Source organism: Ruegeria sp. YKSF070 (assembly GCF_059612725.1).
In genome coordinates this window covers 45,646-65,550 of the sequence record NZ_JBXWRD010000017.1, presented here as the reverse complement: position 1 = coordinate 65,550, position 19,905 = coordinate 45,646, and the positions used below count along the sequence as shown (strand labels likewise).

Sequence of the window (19,905 nt, the reverse complement as noted above, 5' to 3'; positions counted from 1 at the left end):
GACTGGAAGCCCCATCTGAGGGATGATCAGAGGACAAGGACGAGTCGCATGTCAGCACAAACCACATCGCTGAAGATCACGGGCATGAGCTGCGCCGGCTGTGTGGGCCGGGTGGAACGCGCCTTGTTGGCGGTTCCGGGGGTTGCCGGGGCCTCGGTCAACTTTGCCACCAGGACGGCGCAGGTCCACCATGACAGCCCGGTCGCCGCGCTGACCCAGGCGGCGGCGGATGCGGGCTATCCGGCCGAGGTGTCGGAAACCACGTTGACGGTCGAAGGGCTCAGCTGCGCCTCTTGTGTGGGCCGGGTCGAACGGGCGCTGAACGCCACGCCCGGCGTGGTTGCGGCGCAGGTCAATCTGGCCACCCGTACCGCGCGGGTCAGCTATGTCACCGGCAGCACCGATCCGGTGGCGCTGGCGGCGGTCTCGACCGCTGCGGGCTATGCTGCCCGCCCCGAGGGAGGCGCCGAGGACGGGGGCGAGGAGCCCTCGGACGAGGCTGCGATGCTCAAACGGCAGACCCTGCTGGCCATCCTGCTGGCGCTGCCTGTCTTCCTGATCGAGATGGGCGGGCACATGATCCCCGCCCTGCATCACTGGATCATGGCGACCATCGGCCAACAGGCCAGTTATCTTATCCAGTTTGCGCTCACCACGGTATTGCTGCTCGGCCCCGGTCGAGTGTTCTATGCCAAGGGTTTCCCGGCCCTGCTGCGCGGTGCCCCCGACATGAATGCGCTGGTCGCAATGGGAACTGGTGCCGCCTATGGATTCTCTCTCGTGGCAACCTTCGCCCCCGGCCTGCTGCCCGCCGGCACCGCCAATGTCTATTACGAAGCCGCCGCCGTCATCGTCGCGCTGATCCTGCTGGGCCGCTGGCTGGAGGCGCGGGCGCGCGGGCGCACCGGTGCCGCCATCGAGGCGCTGGTCGGCCTGCAACCCCGCCATGCCCGGATCGAGCGCAATGGCCAGCCGGTCGAGGTGGCTATCGCCGATATCCAGCCCGGCGACACGCTGCTGATCCGTCCCGGCGACCGCATCCCGGCAGACGCGGTGGTGCTGGACGGGCAGAGCCATGTGGACGAGAGCATGATCACCGGCGAGCCGGTGCCGGTGACCAAATCCGCCGGCGACACGCTGGTGGGCGGCACCGTGAACGGCGCCGGCGCCCTGCGCGCGCGCGCCGAAAAGGTGGGCGCGGACACGGTGCTGGCCCAGATCATCCGCATGGTGGAACAGGCACAGGGCGCCAAGCTGCCGATCCAGTCGGTGGTCGACCGGATCACCCTGTGGTTCGTGCCCATCGTGATGGGGGTTGCTGCATTGACGGTGCTGGTCTGGTTGGCCTTTGGTCCCTCGCCCGCACTGGGTCATGCCTTGGTCGCGGGCGTGGCGGTGCTGATCATCGCCTGCCCCTGTGCCATGGGTCTGGCGACCCCGACCTCGATCATGGTGGGCACGGGACGTGCCGCCGAACTGGGCGTGCTGTTCCGCAAGGGCGACGCGCTGCAACGTCTGCAAGAGGCAAAGGTGATTGCCTTCGACAAGACCGGCACGCTGACGCTGGGGCGGCCGGAACTGACCGATCTGAGCCCCGCCGAAGGGTTTGACCGTGATGGCGTATTGCGGCTGGCGGCAGCCGTCGAGGCGCAATCGGAACACCCGATTGCCTCGGCCATTGCCCGCGCGGCCAAGGGCAACGTGCCTACGGTGGACGGGTTCCAGAGCCTGACCGGGCTGGGTGCCCGCGCCACGGTCGAGGGCCAGGACGTGTTGGTCGGCGCCGACCGGCTGTTCGTCCGCGAAGGTATCGACCTGGGCTCGCTGGCCGAAATCGGGGCGGGCTGGGCCGCAGAGGGCAAGACGCCGCTTTATGCGTCGGTCGGGGGCCGTGCGGCGGCGGTTCTGGCGGTCTCGGACCCGGTGAAACCCGGCACGGTCGAGGCCATCGAGCGGTTCCACCAGATGGGGCTGAGCGTGGCCATGATCACAGGCGACAACACCCGCACGGCACAGGCGCTGGCGGCGAAACTGAGCATCGACGCGGTCACCGCCGAGGTGATGCCCGAGGGCAAGGTCGCGGCGCTGGATGCGCTGCGGACGGAGCATGGCGCGCTGGCCTTTGTCGGCGACGGCATCAACGACGCCCCCGCATTGGCCCATGCCGATACTGGCATCGCGGTCGGCACCGGCACCGATGTGGCCATCGAGGCGGCCGATGTGGTGCTGATGTCGGGCGATCTGCGCGGCGTGGCCAATGCGCTGGAGGTGAGCCGCGCCACCATGCGCAACATCCGCCAGAACCTGGGCTGGGCCTTTGGCTATAACGTGCTGCTTATCCCAGTGGCGGCGGGCGTGCTCTATCCGTTTGGCGGGCCGATGCTGTCGCCGGTGCTGGCGGCGGGCGCGATGGCCTTGTCGAGCGTCTTTGTCGTCACCAACGCCCTGCGCCTGCGGCGGGTGCGGGCCGCCCTGCCCGCTTCGCGACAGGCGACCAACCCACCCCCGGCGGTCGCCCCCGCCCCGGCAGAGTAAGGAGACCGGCATGAATATCGGAGATGTCGCCAACCGCACCGGCCTGCCCGCCAAGACCATCCGCTATTACGAGGATATCGGCCTGATCACGCCCCAGCGCGACCTGAACGGCTATCGCCGGTTTCGGGAACAGGACCTGCACAAGCTGACCTTTCTGGGCAGGGCCCGGGCGCTGGGCTTTACCATCGAGGACTGCCGCACCCTGCTGGCGCTCTACGAGGATCAGAGCCGCGCCAGCGCCGATGTCAAACAGGTGGCCCGCGATCATCTGGCCCGGATCGAGACCAAGATCACCGACCTGATCGCCATGCGCGACACCCTGACAGAACTGGTCGATGCCTGCGCGGGCGACAACCGGCCCGATTGCCCGATCCTGCGTGATCTGGGCGGGACGGACTGACGCGCGGGCTTGCCCTTTGCCACAAGCTTTGCTTTGTCTCTGTCGGGAACAAGCCGGGGGACACTCGCCGCCGGATAACGAGAGAGGATCCGGAGATGGCAAAAGTAGCATTCCTTGGCCTGGGCGTGATGGGCTATCCGATGGCGGGGCACCTGAAATCCGCAGGCCACGACGTCACCGTCTATAACCGAAGCACCGCCAAGGCCGAAAAATGGGTGGCCCAGCATGGCGGCGCCATGGCCACAACGCCGCGCGCAGCCGCCGAAGGCGCCGAATTCGTCATGGCCTGTGTCGGCAATGATGACGACCTGCGCAGTGTCTGCACCGGGCCGGATGGCGCGCTGGCAGGCATGGCGGCAGGCAGCGTGTTCGTCGACCATACGACCGTATCTGCGAAGGTGACACGCGAGCTTCATGCCGCAGCCAAGGACGGCGGTGTGGGCTTTGTCGACGCACCGGTCTCGGGCGGTCAGGCGGGGGCCGAGAACGGGGTGCTGTCGGTCATGTGCGGCGGCGATCAGGCTGAATACGACCGCGCCGAACCGGTGATCGCCGCCTATGCCCGCATCTGCCGCCGCATCGGCGAGAGCGGCGCCGGCCAGGTCACCAAGATGTGCAACCAGATCGCCATCGCAGGCCTGGTGCAGGGCCTCGCCGAGTCGCTGCATTTCGCCGAGAAGGCGGGGCTGGACGGCCGCGCGGTGGTCGAGGTGATCAGCCAGGGCGCCGCCGGCAGCTGGCAGATGGCCAACCGATACGAGACCATGCTGGACGACCACTGGACCCACGGATTCGCGGTGGACTGGATGCGCAAGGATCTGGGCATCTGCCTGGACACCGCCAACGAGACCGGCGCCAGCCTGCCGGTCACGGCGCTGGTCGACCAGTTCTACAAGGACGTGCAGAAGATGGGCGGCGGGCGCTGGGATACCTCGAGCCTGCTGGCGCGGCTGCGCAAGCTGGACTGAGGGAAAAGGGGGCGCTGCCCCCGTCCCCTGCGGGGACTCCCCCGGAGTATTTTTTGGCGAAATGAAGAACCGGGGGGCAATGACCGCCTCGGCAGGAATGTGATGGGAGTGCGGCAGTGCTGACGGAGTTCTGGGCAGAGGCCCTGCGGGTGCATTGGGGGATCGAGGCGGTTCTCGAACGGCTCGATGGCGAATATGACCTGAACTTTCTGGCCCGGGCCCACAACGGGCGGGACTATGTGCTGAAGGTGATGCGGCCCGGCTGCGAGGCAGGGCTGGTCGAGATGCAGGTCGCCGCGCTGGATCGCATCGCCGAGGTGGCGCCGGGCCTGCCCTTTCCCAAGGTGTTTGCCGCGCTCGATGGGACGATGTTGCCCGAGGTCGCGGATGAGGCGGGCGCGCCGCGCCGGGTCTGGCTGCTTGAGCGTCTGCCGGGGCGTTGCTATGCGCAGGCTCTGCCGCATTCCGAAGAGCTGATCCTGAAACTCGGCCGGGTGCTGGGCGCCACCGACCGGGCGTTGGAGGGGTTCGCGCATGACGGGCTGGCGCGCGATTTCAAATGGAACCTGATGCAGGCGGGCTGGATCGATGCCGAGTTGCAGGCGATTACCGATCCGGCACGGCGGGCGTTGCTGACGGAGATTGCCGCTGAATTCTCCGGGCTGCGCGACCAACTGGCCGCCCTGCCGGTGCAGGCGATCCACAATGACGTCAACGATTACAACATCCTGGTCGAGGGTGGGCTGAACGAGACCCGCAAGGTCTCGGGCCTGATCGACCTGGGCGACATGTGTGCCGCGCCACGCGTCTGCGACCTGGCAATTGCCGGGGCCTATGTGGTGCTGGATCACCCCAAGCCCGAACGGGCGCTGGCGGCACTGGTGCGCGGGTATCATGCCGCCAACCGGCTGAGCGCGGCAGAGGTGGACTTGATCTGGCCGCTTCTCAGGATGCGGCTGGCGGTGTCGGTGGTGAACTCGACCCTGATGGCGGCCCGGAACCCGGACGACCCCTATGTGACGATCAGCCAGGCCCCGGCCTGGCGGTTCCTGGAAAACACCTCGGTCAATGGCGGGCTGATGGCGGCGCGGTTGCGGGTGGCCTGCGGCCTGCCGGTGGCCGATGGGGCCGAACGGGTGCAGGCCTATCTGGACGCGCACCGGGGCCGTTTCGCGCAGATGTTCGGCACCGATCTGGAGAATGCGCCGATGGGCTCACTCTCGGTCGAGAATTCGACCTGGCCGCAGAACCCGTTTCACATGCCGCTGGAAGAGGCCGCGCGCGTGGGCGAGGAGTTTGGCACCGGCCTGTGGCTGGGCTATTACAACGAGCCGCGCCTGATTTATGCCGAGCAGGGGTTCCGCAAGGGACCGTGGAAGGCCAGCGACCGGCGCACGGTGCATCTGGCGGTGGATGTGTTTGCCCCCGCCGGAACCGTGCTGCACGCGCCGCTCAGCGGTCGGGTCGAAGTGGTCGAGAACCGCACCGGGCATCTGGATTATGGCGGGGTGGTGATCCTGCATCACGAGACGCCGCAGGGCGATGCGTTCTATACACTCTACGGCCATCTCGACCCCGAGGTCTGCGACCGGCTGAAACCGGGCGATCCGGTGGCGCAGGGGGCCGGTTTTGCACGGCTGGGAGATGCCAGCCAAAACGGCGGCTGGGCGCCGCATGTGCATTTCCAGCTGGCCCTGACGACGCAGGGCATGGAGACAGACTGGCCTGGCGTCGGCGACCCGGACGAGATGGACCTGTGGCACGCGGTCTGCCCGAACCCGGCGGCTCTGCTGAACCTGCCCGATGACAAGGTGTTCTATCGCCCCACCGACAAGGCCACCGTGCTGGCCGGGCGGCGGGCGCATTTCGGCGGCAACCTGAGCCTTACCTATGACGATCCGGTGATGCTGGTGCGCGGCTGGAAACATCACCTGTTCGACGAATGGGGCCGGCCCTATCTGGACGCTTATAACAACGTGCCCCATGTGGGCCATGCCCATCCCCGCATTCAGGCGGTGGCGGCGGATCAGTTGAAGCGGATGAATTCGAACACCCGATACCTGCATCCGGCGCAACTGGCCTTCGCCGACAAGGTGCTGTCGAAGCTGCCCGAGCGGTTCGAGGTCTGTTTCTTCGTCAACTCCGGCACCGAGGCGAACGAGCTGGCGCTGCGCCTGTCGCGGGCACATACGGGCAACATCGGCATGGTGACGCCCGATCACGGTTATCACGGCAATACCACCGGCGCGATCGCCATCTCGGCCTACAAGTTCAACAAGCCGGGCGGCGTGGGGCAGGCCGATTGGGTCGAACTGGTCGAGGTGGCCGACGACTATCGCGGCCGTTTCAAGCGCGACGATGCGGAGCGCGCCCGGAAATTCGCCGATCTCGTCGAGATCGCCATCGCCCGGTTGCAGGACAAGGGCCACGGAGTCGCCGGTTTCATCGCCGAGACCTTTCCCAGCGTCGGAGGCCAGATCATCCCGCCCAAGGGCTATCTTGCAGCGGTCTATGACAAGATCCGCGCGGCGGGTGGGGTGTGTATCGCCGACGAGGTGCAAACCGGCCTGGGACGGCTCGGTGACTACTACTTCGGTTTTGAACATCAGGGCGCCGAGCCCGATATCGTGGTGATGGGCAAGCCCATTGGCAACGGGCATCCGCTGGGCGTGCTGGTGACGACGAAAGAGATCGCCGAAAGTTTCGACAACGGGATCGAGTATTTCTCGACCTTTGGCGGCTCGACCCTGTCCTGCCGGATCGGCAAGGAGGTGCTGGATATCGTCGATGACGAAGGCCTGCAGGAGAACGCGCGCCTGATGGGCGAGCGGCTGATGACCGGGCTGCGCGCGCTGGAGGGTGAATTTGGCTGTGTCGGCGATGTGCGCGGCATGGGGCTGTTCCTGGGGGTCGAGCTGATCAACCCCGACGGGTCCGAGGGGACCGAGATCTGCCGATACGTCAAGAACCGGATGCGCGACCACCGCATCCTGATCGGCAGCGAAGGGCCCAAGGACAATATCCTGAAGATCCGCCCGCCCCTGACCATCGAGGCCGAGGATGTGGAGATGATCCTGTGGGCGCTGCGCACGGTGCTGGCCGAGGTCGGCGACTGGGCGCCTACCCCGACCTGCGATCACGATCACCATCACGCGGGCTGTGGTTGCTGCTAGCAGGCTAGTGCAAACGCCCTGCGCGGCTCTCTAACGTGCGATTCTTCGCCGCCCCGACCATGGGTCGGCGGTTCAACGCCAGTCCCAATTGCTCGCCCAGCGCCACCAGCGCCGGGGCCAGATCGGGCCGGACGATCAGTGCGGCCAGCATCAGCGCATCCTCGCGCGCGCCGGTGGCGGCGGCGGCCACCATATGGGCAAAGCAGGCCTCGTCCGCCCCCAGACAGGCGCAACCGAGGCCATGCCGCATCAATGGGCGCCGCCCGTAAGAGGCGCAAAGCCCGCATATCTGTTTCAACAACTCGGCCGAGCGTCCCTCGGGCAGGGCCGCGCGCCCTTCGGCCGCATCGCTCCACAAGCGCAGGCAATGCACGACCGAGGCTTCGAGCGCGGGCAGGTCAGCCAGATGCCCGACGGCGGCGGCCCCCCGGTGAGACGCGGAACTCATTTGGTCAGGATCAGCTTGCCCGCGCGGGTGATGCGCAGGGTATATAGCTGGTCGCCAAGCCGGATATGGGCAAGATTTCCTCCCTTGGTCAGGTCCTCGGCCTTGTGGGAGGGCAGGATCTGGAAGACCGGATCGGCGGTGGGGGTGGCGCTATGGATCGTCATGTCACTGTCTCCGTATCGGCAAATGGCGTCGCTGTTTATCGCTGGCTGACGGAGACTCCGATGGCTGCGCACATTCAAAAACTGACTATTTTAGTCACCTTTGTCAAGTCACCCTCCGCTCCCGAAATCTCATCAATTGTAATTCATGTCCATGAATGTCAGAATGTTTCCGAAGGAGACTTTCATGACCTTGACCAGACGCACCCTGCTCGGCCGCCTCGGCGCCGGCCTTGCCATAACAACCGCGACTCCGTTGCGGCTGTGGTCGGCAGCCGAAACCCATATCGGCGCGGCCCGGATCATCAGCCTCTCGGATGGCCATCTGGTGCTGCCCGCCGGTTTCATGTTCGATCCGATGCCGCAGGCGGAGCTGCCTGCGCTGCTGGCGCGCTATGGGCTGCAAGGCGATACGCTGCGGCCCGACTGCAACGTCACATTGATGCAGAGTGACGGACGCAATATCCTGTTCGACGCAGGGTCCGGTGCGAGCTTTCAGGACAGCGCCGGCGAGCTTGTCGATGCGCTGGACGCCATTGGCCTTACCCCCGACGACATCACCGAGGTTGTATTCACCCATGGTCACCCGGACCATCTCTGGGGTGTGCTCGACGATTTCGACGACCCGCTTTTCGCAAATGCCCGCCACCTGATCGGCAGGATCGAGCGCGACTACTGGCTGGATCCGGCGACCATCGATCAGATCGGTGCCGACCGCGCCTCGTTCGCCGTGGGCGCCGCGCGGCGGCTGGAAGCGCTGGAAACCCTCGAGACCTTCGAGGATGGGGACGAGCTCCTGCCTGGCGTTGCGGCGACCGCGACCTTCGGACACACGCCCGGGCACATGTCCTTCGAGATCCGCGAAGGCGGTGATGCGTTGATGGTGGTGGGTGATGCGATCGGCAACCATCACCTTGCCTTTGCCCGCCCACACTGGCCGTCGGGCGCGGATCAGGATCGCGCGATGGGGGCCGAAACCCGGGTCCGCCTGATGCAGCGCCTTGCCAGCGAACGCATGACCATGATCGGCTATCACCTGCCCGAGGGCGGCATGGGCCATGTGGAAGCCGCCGAAGACGGATACAGGTTCGTCCCGTTGGAGGGCTGAGCGCGACAAAGCCCGCTGCGCGGGCTGCCTCCGGCGGAGGTATTTTTGAACAGAAGAAGACTGGTGGATCAAAAGGTCAGCCCCCTGCGCATGTGGCAGGGGGCCTTCTCCTGTTACGGCCATCGGCGCCTCCGCCTGTACCGCCCGGTCAGAATGGCGCATTAACGTTAACAGTTCCTTTCTTCTGTTCAAAAATACCTCCGCCGGAGGCATGGGCGGTTCGTCAGAACCGCTCATACGGGCTTGCCGTTGCCGCCACGCTCTGACAGGGATCGAGGCACAGTCGGAGTTTGCCCATGACCTTTGCCCTTGTCTTCGATCTTGATGGCACGCTGGTGGACAGCGCGCCCGACATCACCGCCGCCGTGAACCGGATGCTGGCGGCCGAAGGGCTGGCCGCGCTCGATCTGGCCACGGTCACTTCGTTTGTCGGCAAGGGGTTGCCGCATCTGGTGGCGCGGGTGATCGACCATCTCGGCCTCGACAAGACACGTCATGACACGCTGACTGCCGCCACGCTGGCTGAATACAATCGGGCAGGATCAGAGCTGACACGCCCCTATCCGGGTGTGATAGTCGCACTCGAAGCTCTGAAGGCACGCGGCGCCGCAATGGGCATCTGCACCAACAAACCAATCGAACCCGCACGCCATGTCCTTGCCGATCTCGGGCTTGCCCGGTTCTTTGACGTGGTGATCGGCGGCGACAGCCTGCCCACGCGCAAGCCCAACCCCGAGATGCTGCATGCGGCCTTTGCCGCCCTTCCGGAGCTGCCCCGCATCTATGTGGGTGACAGCGAGGTCGATGCGGAAACCGCACAAAACGCCGAGATCCCCTTTCTGCTGTTCACCGAAGGCTATCGCAAGCGGCCGGTTGCAGAGTTGCCACATCGGGCGGCCTTTGCCGATTTCAGCGACTTACCGGAGCTGGCCAGTCAGGCACTGGCGATCTGAGCCGCTACGCGGTCGCGGATGGCCTGGGGCCAGGCCAGCGAGCGGCCCAACCGGGCCACATGCACCAGCGTGGCGTTGGCCCGCAGGCGCAATTCGTCGCCGCAATGGGCGGTCAGCTCGTAATCGAGGCTGGAATTGCCGATCCGGGTGGGCGTCAGCCGAAAACTCAGCACATCGCCATGCAGCGAGGGCGCGGTGAAGGTGGCCTGGATCTGCGCCGTGGGGGCGCCGTTTTCCTGGACCAACTCGTGGAACGGCAGGCCCAGATCGGTGGCGAACCAGTCTTCGACCACGTCGTTGATCATTTCGAAATAGCGCGGGAAGAACACGATGCCGGCCGGATCGCAATGTTTGAACCGGACTTCGATTTCGGTGGTAAAGCTCATCTGGCGCCCCTTGTGTCGATCGGAAGACTTTTGCCCGTGGTCGGCGCACAGCTCAAGCGGTGATCGCCTCCCATGCGGCGATCAGCCCCTGCCGGGTCATCCGGGTCGCATCGGCCTGGGTCGCGGGTGCCCCCTGTGCGGCCAGAGCATCGACATAGAGGCGGGGCATCCGGCCCTCTCCCATTACCGCAAGTTGCTGTCCCAACCAGAACGGTCGGGTCGCTGCCAGTTCCGCCCCGATCAGCCCGCCCAGAATGCGCGCGCGGGCAGCCTCTTCCGGCAGCCCCTGCAATGTGGCGGCCGCATGGGCGCTCCAGAGGCGGGCCAGAATCTGCTCAGGTCGCGACAGGCCATCGGCAACCGCATCGGAAAAAGCTCCGGCATCCAACCCCGCCGCGCCCATCCATCGACCCAGGACCGTCCCAGCGGCCAGCGACGAGAGTATCGCCCCCGAGAGGAAGCTGCGGAAACTTACAACTTCACCGGCGCTGACATGCACCCAGCGGCTGGTTTCGCCGGTCAGACAGATCACCCCGTCCCAGCCGGGGTTGAGGGCCAGGAACCCGGCGATGCGGGTTTCATCACCCTGCATCATGTCCGCGGGTTCGGCTTGCGCAAGACCCGGCACCGCGTTCAGCGCCACACGGGGATCGCCGAGGTCGATCTGCCAGAGCCCACCCGAGAGAGGCGCACAGGGGACCGCATCGCGCACCGGGCCAAGCGGACCGCAGGCAATGACCGGCACCCCCTGCCCGGCGTGCCGTCCGGCCACTAGCGTCAGGATCGAGGCGGCATCGGCGGGGCGCGGGCCGTCATCGACGGCCTCGTCCAGCACGTCACGACCGCGCATCACCCAGAGGCGGCGGCGCGTGGTGGTCCAGTCGAGGGCAATCCAGTCGCTGGTCATGTCGGTCTCCGGCTGTGTGCGCCGGTCTTAGGACAGCAGGGCGGCAAGGCCAAGCGCTGTCAGAACCGGTAGGTGGCGCCAAAGACCGGACCGGATTGCTGGAAGGTGTAGTCATTGCCGCTCGACAGCGTGTGATCGACCGACAGGTGGCGATAGCCGAACCGTAGCCGCCAGTTGTCGTTCAGCGCATAATCGGCAGTCAAGAGTACCTGCCAGCTTTCGCTGTCGCTCTGAAAGCCGCCATAGTCAAAGAAGGCGGTGCCGTTCCACCTTTCGGACAGGCGCACCCGGGCGCGCAGCGCGATCACTGGATCGACCCAGTTGTCATTTGCCACAACGGTACGCCCTGGCAGGATCCCCGGCAGCGCCGTCAGCGTGGTCCTTGTGTCAAACCAGCGCAGACCGGCGCCAAGATCAACGGCGAGATCGGGGGTTTCATGCACGCGGTAGGCGGCATAGGCGTTAAACACCTGCGTCTTGGCCGCCGTGTTGATGCCCGAAAAAGCACCGCCCGGCGTCGGATTGCCAAAGGAGATGTCGGTCAGCATGTAATCGGCCAGAAAGCTCCATTGGCCGTTGGTGGCACCGAACGCGCCCATGAAGGCGAAGTCGAGATTGTCGAGCGCATCCTTGAAGCTGAGCGTACCCTCGAGGGTGCCGGTGGGCGTGGTCACGCCGGTCTCGGTCTCTGCGGTGAAGAGATAGACCGTCGCCTCGTATCGCCAGTCGGATTGCTGGGCCGCGAGCGGCGCCGCCGCTGCGAGAGCCAGCGCAAAAACTGTGGAAGGCAGGTGTTTCATGATCGTCTCCGGGGAAGCGATGGCGTTCCATTCCGAGCGTCGCATACGAGGCACCCCGAGACAAGCGCGGCGGGGTGCGTCGGATCAGCCCGCAGGCTGAAAATCGGGGAATCTCCAGGTTCCGTCCAAGATCTCGCGGCGGGGTTGGTAGAGGCGGATGGCATAGTTCCAGCCCTGCATGATCGGAATGCAGTTTGATGCGCCCGTCCGCGCAGCCGCCGAAGTTGATTGTATAACCGGCGTCGGCGTTCGGCTTGGCGGTGACGTTGTTGTAGGAATAGACGCCGAGATCGTTGGCCTCCACAAAGCCTTGGGCATTGTAGACGGTGACCGACCAGAACCCGTCGACCGGCACGTCCTTGGCCGTGATTGTATAGGGGGTGCCTTAATTGTTGGGGTCGGAAAAGGTGCGGATCACCACCGCCATGTAACGGGGACCGACCAGCGAGGGTGGAATGGTGAACGTCCCGTCCTCTTGCACGGCGGGAGGCATCGAATGCTCTTCGTTGATCAGCAACATCGACTGAAAGCGTTCGCTTTCGGGTTTGACAATTGTGACCGGGACAGTGTCGGCAAAAGCTAAGATCGAAGCGCCGAACCAAATGCGTCGCGGGCGACATCGGACAGGGTCAGGTCGCCAGCGGCCGGAACGACGCAGCGGGCAAACTTGACCTCGGCGTCGAAGAACAGCCGCTCGGGCTCGTCGAACCGGACGTCGCAGCCAAAGAACGCCTCGTTTCTGGCGGTTTTGCGGGATTTGGGGAAGTTGAATGCGACCATGCGGCGGTGGCAGTTGCCGATATAGGGGGGCGCGATGCTGAGCGCCACCGCAAGCGTCAGGGTGGCGTGATGCGGATAGCCCGGCGATCTGGTGCAGAAAGAGCAACTCTTCCATCTGCGAAATCTAGAGGCGCGGGTTGTCGAGCGCCTCGGCAGGCAGATCGCACTCCGCCAGCGCTCGCCGGGCGACGGCGCGGCCTGTGCTCTGCGCCAGCCCGTCGTCAAGACCATGCAGTACGCGCGACGAGGTGAAGGGTTGAGCATGTCTCTCCCGGATGAGCCCGCCGTTGGGAGCTTTGATCCGAGTTTGCCGCATTTCCGGGCGCAGGCAACACCTTCGCGAAAAAGGTCCCATGTCAGCAGATCAGGCGTATTTCTCCAAAAACGCCTCGGCTCGCAGGCTACGGAAATCGGGCAGCGCGGCCCGAAGGCGGGCATGGTCCCAGTCCCACCAGGCCAGTGCCATCATCCGCTCGGCCACATCCTCGGGGTAACGGCGACGGATCAGCCGCGCGGTATTGCCGCCGACGATGGTGTAAGGCGCCACATCCCTGGTCACGATACTGCCCGAGGCGATGACCGCGCCATGGCCGATGGTGACCTCGGGCTTGATGATCGCGGCGTGGCCGACCCAGGTATCATGGCCGATGGTGGCGGTGCGACCGGCGCGATGGGCGAACCAGTCGGCATCGTGTTCGGCATCGTCCCAGTAATCGGCCGAACGATAATGGAAATGATGCAGCGAAGCCTTTTCCATCGGGTGATCGGTGGCGCCGATACGGGTGAAGCTGGCGATATTGGCGAACTTGCCGATATGCGCATTGGCAATGTCGCAAGTGCGGTCGCAATAGCTGTAGTCGCCCCATGTTGTGTTGGTCAGGCGGCTATTGGCGCCGATCTCGACATAGGCGCCAAAGCGGCTGTCGGTGATCTGGCAACCGGGATGCAGGAAGGGGGCTTCGGCGCTGAGACGGGCCATTGGTTTGGGTCCTTGCAGGGATCAGGGCAGCAGAAGCGGATCTGGCTGGAGTGCGGCGTGCCGTTTGCGCGGCTTTGCCGTCTCGCCCCGGATCAGGCGAGCGCGCAGCCAGCCCGACAGCCAGTCCATCAGCATGACCATAAACACAATCAGCAGGATGTAATAGGCGACCTCTTCCCAATCCTTCTGGGTGATGATCGCCTGGGTCAGCAAGAGTCCGATGCCGCCGCCGGTGATGGCGCCGATGATGGTGGCGCTGCGGGTGTTGGATTCGAGGAAATAGAGCACCTGGCTGAGCAGCACCGGGGTGATCTGCGGGATCACCCCGAAACGATAGCGCTGCGCGGCATTGGCGCCGGTGGATTGCACGCCCTCGATCTGTTTGTCATCGACGTTTTCCAGCGCCTCGGAGAAGATCTTGCCAAAGGTGCCACTGTCGGTGACCAGGATCGCCAGCGCGCCGGTCAGCGGGCCGGGGCCGAAGGCGCGGGCCAGCACCACGGTCCAGATCAGCGCATCGACCCCGCGCAAGAAGTCAAAGACGCGACGCACCGCAAAACGGAAGGGCGCCAGCGGGTTGAAGTTGCGCGCAGCGAGAAAGGCCAGCGGCAGGGCGATGATTGCGGCGCCAAAGGTGCCGAGAAAGGCCATCAGGATGGTCTCGCCAATGGCCCAGGCCACGTCGCCATGCCGCCACATGGTGTTGGTCCAGAAATCGTGCCAGATCGCGCCAGCCTCGCCCTGTGTCGCGCGGCGGGCCAACTCGGCCGGGGACAGGCCGTGATAAGGGCTGTCGAGGGTGAACCAGAATAGCTCCCACCCGGTGAAATAGCGGAACACTTCCGATCGGTTACGGGTCACCGTCAAGCGCCCAGCCTCGGTGGTGACGGTGATGCGGTTTTTCGAAATGTTGATCCAGTCGGGCAGATCGCCCGTTGGCAGTTCGGTCACCACGCCCTGACCCCGGGTCGGGGTGGCACGCAGGGTGCCGTAGCCGGGGATGTCGTATTCCACCGTTTCGGGGCTGAAGCGAACGATATGGCCGCCCGTGAGGTCGATGACGGTGGTTTCACCCAAGGCGACCCAGACGGGTCCGGTGCCTTCGGGGTAGCTCCCCTTGCGCTCGCCCTCGATAGCGACCGACACGTCGCCGGTGCGGTTATCGCGGGTGACATGGGTCTTGTAGCTGTAGCTGTCGGCGATCAGCGTGCGGCCGTTGTCCCAATTGGCCCGCGCGACCAGCCCCGGCATGTCGAAGGCAAAGAAGATATAGGCCAGATAGGCCAGCACCAGCGCGGGCAGGCCAAGGGCCAGCAGCCGCTTGCGGGCGAACAGGCCATCGGCCCGCTCTTTGAGATGGTTCAATTCCAGATTGGTGGCGGCGGTGCTCATGTCGTGACCCCTGCCCGGGCGCCATGGGTCAGCCGGGCGCGCAGACGGTCCGAGATCTGATCCACCGCGACGATGGTGACAAAGAGAAGAAGGAAGATCGCCGCCGCCTCGTCGTAACGTCCCTGCCCCCAGGACATGGCGTTGCGCAGCTCATACCCGATGCCGCCCGCCCCGACAAAGCCAAGGATGGCCGAGGCGCGGATGTTGATTTCGAACCTGAGGAGCGCGTAGCTGACGAAGTTGGGGCCCACTTGCGGGATCACGCCCAGATACATCCGCTGCGCCCAGTTGGCGCCGGTGGATTCCAACCCCTCGACCGGTTTCAGCGAGGAATTCTCGGCAACCTCGGAGAAGAGCTTGCCCAGTGCCCCGGCGGTGTGGATGGCGATGGCGATCATCGCGGGGACCGGGCCGCCGCCGAGGACGAAGATCAGCACCAGCGCGATCACGATCTCGGGCACCGCGCGGCAGATATCGGCGATGCGGCGGAAAAGCGGGATAAGGCGCGGCCAATAGGCCAGACCGCGTGTCGAGAGGAGCGCCAGAGCGGTGCCGCCAAACGTGCCGATCAGGGTGGCGGCGGCGGCAATGTTCAGCGTTTCGATCAGCGCGGGCAAGAAATGCACCAGATGGCCGGGCAGTTGCGCCGATTTCTCCAGCGCCTCGGACAGCACCTCGGCCGGATAGTCGAAGATGCGCCGCCAGCCATCGACGAACCCGCCCGCGTTGCGGTCGTCGGCGGTGTGAAACCCCGCCGCCATCAGAGAAACAAAGAGGATCAGGAGGATACCGCCGTAGACCCGTTTGCGCCGGGTCAGCGCGGTATAGTCCTCGCGGATGCGGGCAAGCTCGCCTTGCCCGGCGGTCAGGTCTGTCATGTAATGCTCCCGATGCAGGAACGGGGTCCGCATGGTGCGGACCCCGCTGTTAGGGTAAGCCGGATCAGTTTGACTTGAGCTTGCGCGCCTCGATGATCACTTCATAGGCGTCATGAGTGATCGGCATGAAGCCCTTGGCATCGCCCTGCAGCACGCCATAGGCGCATTCCTCGTCCATCGACTTGAGCGAGGCCAACAGGCCGGTCATCTTAACCTTCACATCGGCAGGCAGCGCCTTGCGGACGACAAACGGGCCTTCGGGAATGGGTTTCGACTGCCAGATCTGCACCAGATCGTTCATGTCGACCAGACCGGCATCGACCGCCTTGCGCAGGGCGCCCGAGTTGAACCCGTCTTCCCATGCGCCCAGACCGTCGGCCCAGGTCACGCCGCCGTCAACCTCGCCATTGCTGACCGCAACGATGGTCTGTTCGTGGCCGCCGGTGAACTTGACCTCTCCGAAATAATCCCCCGAGGTCATGGTGGCGCCGGTTTCCTGCGGGATCTCGATCGAGGGGATCAGGAAGCCGCTGGTCGAGTTCGGATCGCCAAAGCCGAACACCTTGCCCTTCATGTCGGCCAGCGAGGTGATGCCGCTGTCCTTGCGGGCAAAGCCGATGGAGTAATAGCCATAGCCGCCGTCATTGTTGACCTTGACCAGGATCGGTTCAACCGCTTCGGGGTCGCTGAGATAGGTCTTGGCATAGCCCGAGGCGCCCAGCCAGGCCATGTCGATGGTGCCGCCCAACAGGCCCTGGATGACGCCGTTGTAATCGGCAGGGGCAAAGAGCTTGGTCTCGACGCCCAGCAGTTCCTCGGCCTTCTCGCGCAGGCATTCGTTGGAATTCATGCGGTCCTGGGCGTTCTCGCCGCCCAGTATGCCGATGCGAAATTCGGTGATCTCCTGCGCCAGCGCCGGGGTGGCAAGGGCGGTGGTGGCCGCCAGAACTGCAACAAGCTTTTTCATGGTTGGTATCTCCGGTTGGTTGGTCCGGCCCATCCCAAGGCCGGGATCGGTGGAAAAGGGTCAGGCCGTGGCCCCGGCGCGCTGCGGCGCGGCTTGTGGGGCATCGAGCGTGTCGATCTCGGTCGAGGTCGCGGCCTCGGAAAAGCTGGCATCGGCGCCATAGATCTCGCGCGCAACGCCGGTGGTGAGTTGTTCGGGCAACCCGTCGAACACGATGCGCCCGTCGCGCATGCCGACCACGCGGTCGCAATAGCGGCGCGCAGTATCCAGCGTGTGAAGGTTGGCGATGACGGTGCGTCCGTCCTCCTCGTGAATGCGGCGCAGGGACTGCATGACCACCTGCGCGTTCATCGGGTCGAGCGAGGCAATCGGTTCGTCCGCTAGGATGATCGCCGGGTCCTGCATCAGGGCGCGGGCGATGGCGACGCGCTGTTGCTGGCCGCCCGACAGCGCCTCGGCCCGTTTGGCCGCATGGGCGGCGATGCCGAGCCGGTCGAGAATGTCGATGGCGCGGTGGATATCCTCGGTCGGGTAAAGGTTGAACATGGTGGCCAGGGTCGAGCGTCGGTTGAGCGTGCCGTGCAGCACGTTCGAGACCACATCCATGCGCGGCACCAGGTTGAACTGCTGAAAGATCATCGCGCATTGCGCCTGCCAGGCCCGTTTCTCGGCCCCGCGCAGGCGGGTCACGTCGCGATCCTCAAACAGGATGCGGCCGTCGCTGGCGTCGCTCAGCCGGTTGATCATCCGCAACAGCGTCGATTTCCCCGCGCCCGAGCGGCCGATGATGCCGATCATGCAGGGCTTGTCCACATCCAGCGTCGCGGCATTCACCGCGATATTGTCACCGAACCGTTTGGTCAGTTTGTCGATCCGCAGCACGTCTTTCCCCCGGTCTTGCTGATGGGGGGTGCTATGCCCGCCAGACGAAGCCGATGTGTCAGGGGGGTGAAAGTTTTGTAACGCGCCCCGGCTAGCGCCGGGTGCCTGACCCTACCCAAAGGGGGCAGGAACCTGTATAGGGCGGGCGACTCTGCAATCCACCGTGAGGCCGCAATGAGCTTTGACCGCAAGATCAAGATCGCCCCGTCGATCCTGTCCGCCGATTTCGCCAATTTCGGCGCCGAGATCCGCGCCATCGAGGCCGAAGGCGCCGACTGGGTGCATGTGGACGTGATGGACGGCCATTTCGTGCCGAACCTGACCTTTGGCCCGATGGCGGTGAAGGCGTTCCGCCCGCATGTGAAGACGGTGATGGACGTGCATCTGATGATAGCGCCGGTCGATCCCTATATCGACGCCTATGCCGATGCAGGCGCAGATGTCCTGACCGCGCATGTCGAGGCCGGTCCGCATATCCACCGCACCTTGCAGGCGATCCGTGGCGCGGGGATGAAGGCGGGCGTGGCGCTGAACCCCGGTACCCCGGCCGAGGCGGTGGCGCATCTGCTGGATCTCACCGACCTCATCTGCGTGATGACGGTAAACCCGGGCTTTGGCGGCCAGAAATTCATCGACATGACCACCAAGATCACCCGCCTGCGCGAGATGATCGGCGACCGGCCGGTGCATATCGAGATCGACGGCGGTGTGGACCCGAAAACCGCACCCCTGGTGGCGCAGGCCGGTGCCGATGTGCTGGTTGCGGGCTCGGCGGTGTTCCGCGGCGGTTCGGTCGACAATCCGGGCGTCTATGGTCAGAATATTGCCGAGATTCGCGCCGCCGCCGAAGGTGTCTGGGCCTGATATTTCAGGCCAGCAGGCGCGGGAGCGCACCCTGAGCCGGGCATCAGAACCGGTCGGGGCAGAGCAGCATAGCAGTTTCGATATCGTAGGCGCTGGAAAACGAGTCCGGCGATCGGGTCAGCATCTCGTCAATGAACTCCCGTCGATGACGCTGGGCGGATCGGCTCTCAGGGGCGGGACGGGGCTCTTGCGGCTTGGAACCGAACAGGCTGTGAAGCGGATTGCGCAAGAAGATGAACGGCTGGCAGAGCGCGGGCATGTAGCGTGTCCTTTCCTTGTCAAAGTCCCGCTCAGCTTAGCCCTGGCCACACCACGCTGGTATCAGGCGCAATTTTGTGCTGTTCTACATAAATGAATAACGGGCTGCGCGACTGGTCCAACCTGCGTGTCTTTCTTGCCGTCTTGCAAGAGGGATCGACCCTTGCCGCCGCAAGCCGCCTGGGCATGTCGCAACCAACCGTGGCCCGGCGCATAGACGTGCTGGAACACGAGACCGGCCTGACCCTGTTCGAGCGCGACACGCGGGGATTTCACCCAACCGCCTCTGCCCGGAAACTCGTCGCCGCGGCAGAAGCGGTCGAGGCCGCCATCGCAAAGCTTGCCGAACAGGCCAGCACGCTCGCTTGTTCGCACCCGATCCGGATCACCGCCTATAGCGGCAACTTCTCGACGCGGGCACAGGCGATCTTCAGCGCATTCTCGCTGGCCAACCCCGCAATAGCGTTCGAGTTTCTGCCCGATGTCCGGGTTCTCGACCTGATGGCGGGTGAGGCGGATATCGCACTGCGACTGGCCATGCGCGAACCTGACCCGGATCTGATCTGTCGTCCGATCAGCATCGCGCAATGGGGCCTGTTCGGATCACCCGCTTACGCGGCGAAATACGGCCTGCCCTCCTCTGCGGATGCTCTGCGAGGGCACCGCTTCATCGGCTACCGGCGCGAAGGGGTGCCACCCCGGCTCTATGAATGGCTGGCGCGGCATGTGGCACCTGAGCAGATCGTACAGACATTCTCCGAGATCGACCTGGTTCATGCCGCGATACGGGCGGGGCATGGGCTGGGCCTGATCAACCTGCGGCTAGTGTCGGACGACCCGGCCTATATGCCATGCTTCGGACCGATCGAGGAACTGTCGCGGCCGCATGTCCTGCTGGTGGCCCCCAAGGCATGGAAGCGGCCCGAAGTCAGAAAATTCGTGCGGTTCTTCGCCCCGCGTTACGCCGCGCTCTACCGCTAGGCGGCTTAACGCGTCACTGATCTTGCCGGCACTCCCGCTTCTTTCTGGTTCGAAATACTGCCGCCGGAGGCTTGGGCGACGCGCA

The 19,905-nt window shown here is 65.1% G+C and carries 21 protein-coding genes and 1 pseudogene; 8 read left to right on the top strand and 14 right to left on the bottom strand.

Annotated features, from left to right (window positions below; translation table 11 throughout):
* Positions 1 to 48: 48 nt before the first annotated feature.
* From AC2FL1_RS11320 to AC2FL1_RS11305, 4 genes are all read left to right on the top strand, one after another.
* On the top strand, positions 49 to 2,535 hold the full coding sequence (locus AC2FL1_RS11320) for a heavy metal translocating P-type ATPase (RefSeq protein ID WP_496876985.1): 2,487 nt from the start codon (positions 49 to 51) through the stop codon (positions 2,533 to 2,535).
* Between the two features lie 10 nt (positions 2,536 to 2,545).
* Positions 2,546 to 2,935 carry a Cu(I)-responsive transcriptional regulator gene (cueR, locus tag AC2FL1_RS11315; protein ID WP_234143077.1) on the top strand — a complete coding sequence of 130 codons (390 nt, stop codon included), beginning with the start codon at positions 2,546 to 2,548 and terminating at the stop codon, positions 2,933 to 2,935.
* Between the two features lie 95 nt (positions 2,936 to 3,030).
* Positions 3,031 to 3,903 carry an NAD(P)-dependent oxidoreductase gene (locus tag AC2FL1_RS11310; protein WP_496829080.1) on the top strand — a complete coding sequence of 291 codons (873 nt, stop codon included), beginning with the start codon at positions 3,031 to 3,033 and terminating at the stop codon, positions 3,901 to 3,903.
* Between the two features lie 116 nt (positions 3,904 to 4,019).
* Positions 4,020 to 7,076 (top strand): aminotransferase class III-fold pyridoxal phosphate-dependent enzyme, encoded by a 3,057-nt coding sequence (locus AC2FL1_RS11305; RefSeq protein ID WP_496876984.1) that lies wholly within the window; start codon positions 4,020 to 4,022, stop codon positions 7,074 to 7,076.
* 4 nt (positions 7,077 to 7,080) lie between these two features.
* On the opposite strand, the gene AC2FL1_RS11300 is transcribed toward AC2FL1_RS11305, so the two are convergent.
* Together AC2FL1_RS11300 and hemP are read right to left on the bottom strand one after the other, a co-directional pair.
* On the bottom strand, positions 7,081 to 7,524 hold the full coding sequence (locus tag AC2FL1_RS11300; RefSeq protein ID WP_496829084.1) for a hypothetical protein: 444 nt from the start codon (positions 7,522 to 7,524) through the stop codon (positions 7,081 to 7,083).
* Entirely contained in the window at positions 7,521 to 7,688 is a 168-nt protein-coding gene (gene hemP, locus AC2FL1_RS11295) for a hemin uptake protein HemP (RefSeq protein ID WP_496829086.1), read from the bottom strand. Before hemP ends, AC2FL1_RS11300 begins: the two co-directional genes overlap by 4 nt.
* A 184-nt stretch (positions 7,689 to 7,872) precedes the next feature.
* Between hemP and AC2FL1_RS11290 the strand changes: the two genes are divergently transcribed.
* Together AC2FL1_RS11290 and gph are read left to right on the top strand one after the other, a co-directional pair.
* Entirely contained in the window at positions 7,873 to 8,793 is a 921-nt protein-coding gene (locus AC2FL1_RS11290; protein ID WP_496876983.1) for an MBL fold metallo-hydrolase, read from the top strand.
* A gap of 296 nt (positions 8,794 to 9,089) precedes the next feature.
* The gene (gene gph, locus AC2FL1_RS11285; protein WP_496876982.1) at positions 9,090 to 9,746 is read left to right on the top strand and encodes a phosphoglycolate phosphatase; all 657 of its coding nucleotides are present in this window, start codon (positions 9,090 to 9,092) and stop codon (positions 9,744 to 9,746) included.
* Here the strand turns inward: gph and AC2FL1_RS11280 are convergent.
* The 11 genes and pseudogenes from AC2FL1_RS11280 to phnC form a co-directional block, all read right to left on the bottom strand.
* On the bottom strand, positions 9,728 to 10,132 hold the full coding sequence (locus AC2FL1_RS11280) for an acyl-CoA thioesterase (protein ID WP_496876981.1): 405 nt from the start codon (positions 10,130 to 10,132) through the stop codon (positions 9,728 to 9,730). The genes gph and AC2FL1_RS11280 overlap by 19 nt on opposite strands.
* A gap of 52 nt (positions 10,133 to 10,184) precedes the next feature.
* Positions 10,185 to 11,039, bottom strand: coding sequence for a 2-dehydro-3-deoxygalactonokinase (locus AC2FL1_RS11275; protein ID WP_496876980.1), 855 nt, complete (start codon positions 11,037 to 11,039; stop codon positions 10,185 to 10,187).
* Positions 11,040 to 11,098: 59 nt separating this feature from the next.
* Positions 11,099 to 11,839 (bottom strand): porin family protein, encoded by a 741-nt coding sequence (locus AC2FL1_RS11270; protein ID WP_496829096.1) that lies wholly within the window; start codon positions 11,837 to 11,839, stop codon positions 11,099 to 11,101.
* Positions 11,840 to 12,068: 229 nt separating this feature from the next.
* Positions 12,069 to 12,209, bottom strand: a pseudogene (locus tag AC2FL1_RS11265) (DUF1214 domain-containing protein); the annotation flags it as partial.
* 15 nt (positions 12,210 to 12,224) lie between these two features.
* Positions 12,225 to 12,359, bottom strand: a complete 135-nt coding sequence (locus tag AC2FL1_RS11260; RefSeq protein ID WP_496876979.1) for a hypothetical protein — start codon at positions 12,357 to 12,359, stop codon at positions 12,225 to 12,227.
* A gap of 59 nt (positions 12,360 to 12,418) precedes the next feature.
* Positions 12,419 to 12,667: a hypothetical protein gene (locus AC2FL1_RS11255; protein ID WP_496829102.1), complete on the bottom strand. Its 249-nt coding sequence runs from the start codon at positions 12,665 to 12,667 to the stop codon at positions 12,419 to 12,421.
* A 316-nt stretch (positions 12,668 to 12,983) separates the two neighbouring features.
* The gene (locus AC2FL1_RS11250) at positions 12,984 to 13,598 is read right to left on the bottom strand and encodes an LbetaH domain-containing protein (protein ID WP_496829104.1); all 615 of its coding nucleotides are present in this window, start codon (positions 13,596 to 13,598) and stop codon (positions 12,984 to 12,986) included.
* A gap of 21 nt (positions 13,599 to 13,619) precedes the next feature.
* Entirely contained in the window at positions 13,620 to 14,990 is a 1,371-nt protein-coding gene (gene phnE / locus AC2FL1_RS11245) for a phosphonate ABC transporter, permease protein PhnE (protein ID WP_496876978.1), read from the bottom strand.
* A complete protein-coding gene (gene phnE, locus AC2FL1_RS11240) occupies positions 14,987 to 15,868 on the bottom strand; it encodes a phosphonate ABC transporter, permease protein PhnE (protein WP_496876977.1) in 882 nt (293 codons plus the stop codon). The genes phnE (AC2FL1_RS11245) and phnE (AC2FL1_RS11240) overlap by 4 nt, the downstream gene beginning before the upstream one ends.
* 64 nt (positions 15,869 to 15,932) lie before the next feature.
* Positions 15,933 to 16,835: a phosphonate ABC transporter substrate-binding protein gene (gene phnD, locus AC2FL1_RS11235; RefSeq protein ID WP_496829110.1), complete on the bottom strand. Its 903-nt coding sequence runs from the start codon at positions 16,833 to 16,835 to the stop codon at positions 15,933 to 15,935.
* Between the two features lie 60 nt (positions 16,836 to 16,895).
* On the bottom strand, positions 16,896 to 17,717 hold the full coding sequence (gene phnC, locus AC2FL1_RS11230) for a phosphonate ABC transporter ATP-binding protein (protein WP_496876976.1): 822 nt from the start codon (positions 17,715 to 17,717) through the stop codon (positions 16,896 to 16,898).
* Positions 17,718 to 17,891: 174 nt separating this feature from the next.
* Between phnC and rpe the strand changes: the two genes are divergently transcribed.
* On the top strand, positions 17,892 to 18,581 hold the full coding sequence (rpe, locus tag AC2FL1_RS11225; protein WP_496876975.1) for a ribulose-phosphate 3-epimerase: 690 nt from the start codon (positions 17,892 to 17,894) through the stop codon (positions 18,579 to 18,581).
* A gap of 43 nt (positions 18,582 to 18,624) precedes the next feature.
* Here the strand turns inward: rpe and AC2FL1_RS11220 are convergent, their stop codons facing one another.
* Positions 18,625 to 18,840, bottom strand: a complete 216-nt coding sequence (locus tag AC2FL1_RS11220; RefSeq protein WP_496876974.1) for a hypothetical protein — start codon at positions 18,838 to 18,840, stop codon at positions 18,625 to 18,627.
* 92 nt (positions 18,841 to 18,932) lie between these two features.
* Between AC2FL1_RS11220 and AC2FL1_RS11215 the strand changes: the two genes are divergently transcribed.
* The gene (locus tag AC2FL1_RS11215) at positions 18,933 to 19,820 is read left to right on the top strand and encodes a LysR family transcriptional regulator (protein WP_496876973.1); all 888 of its coding nucleotides are present in this window, start codon (positions 18,933 to 18,935) and stop codon (positions 19,818 to 19,820) included.
* Positions 19,821 to 19,905 lie beyond the last annotated feature (85 nt).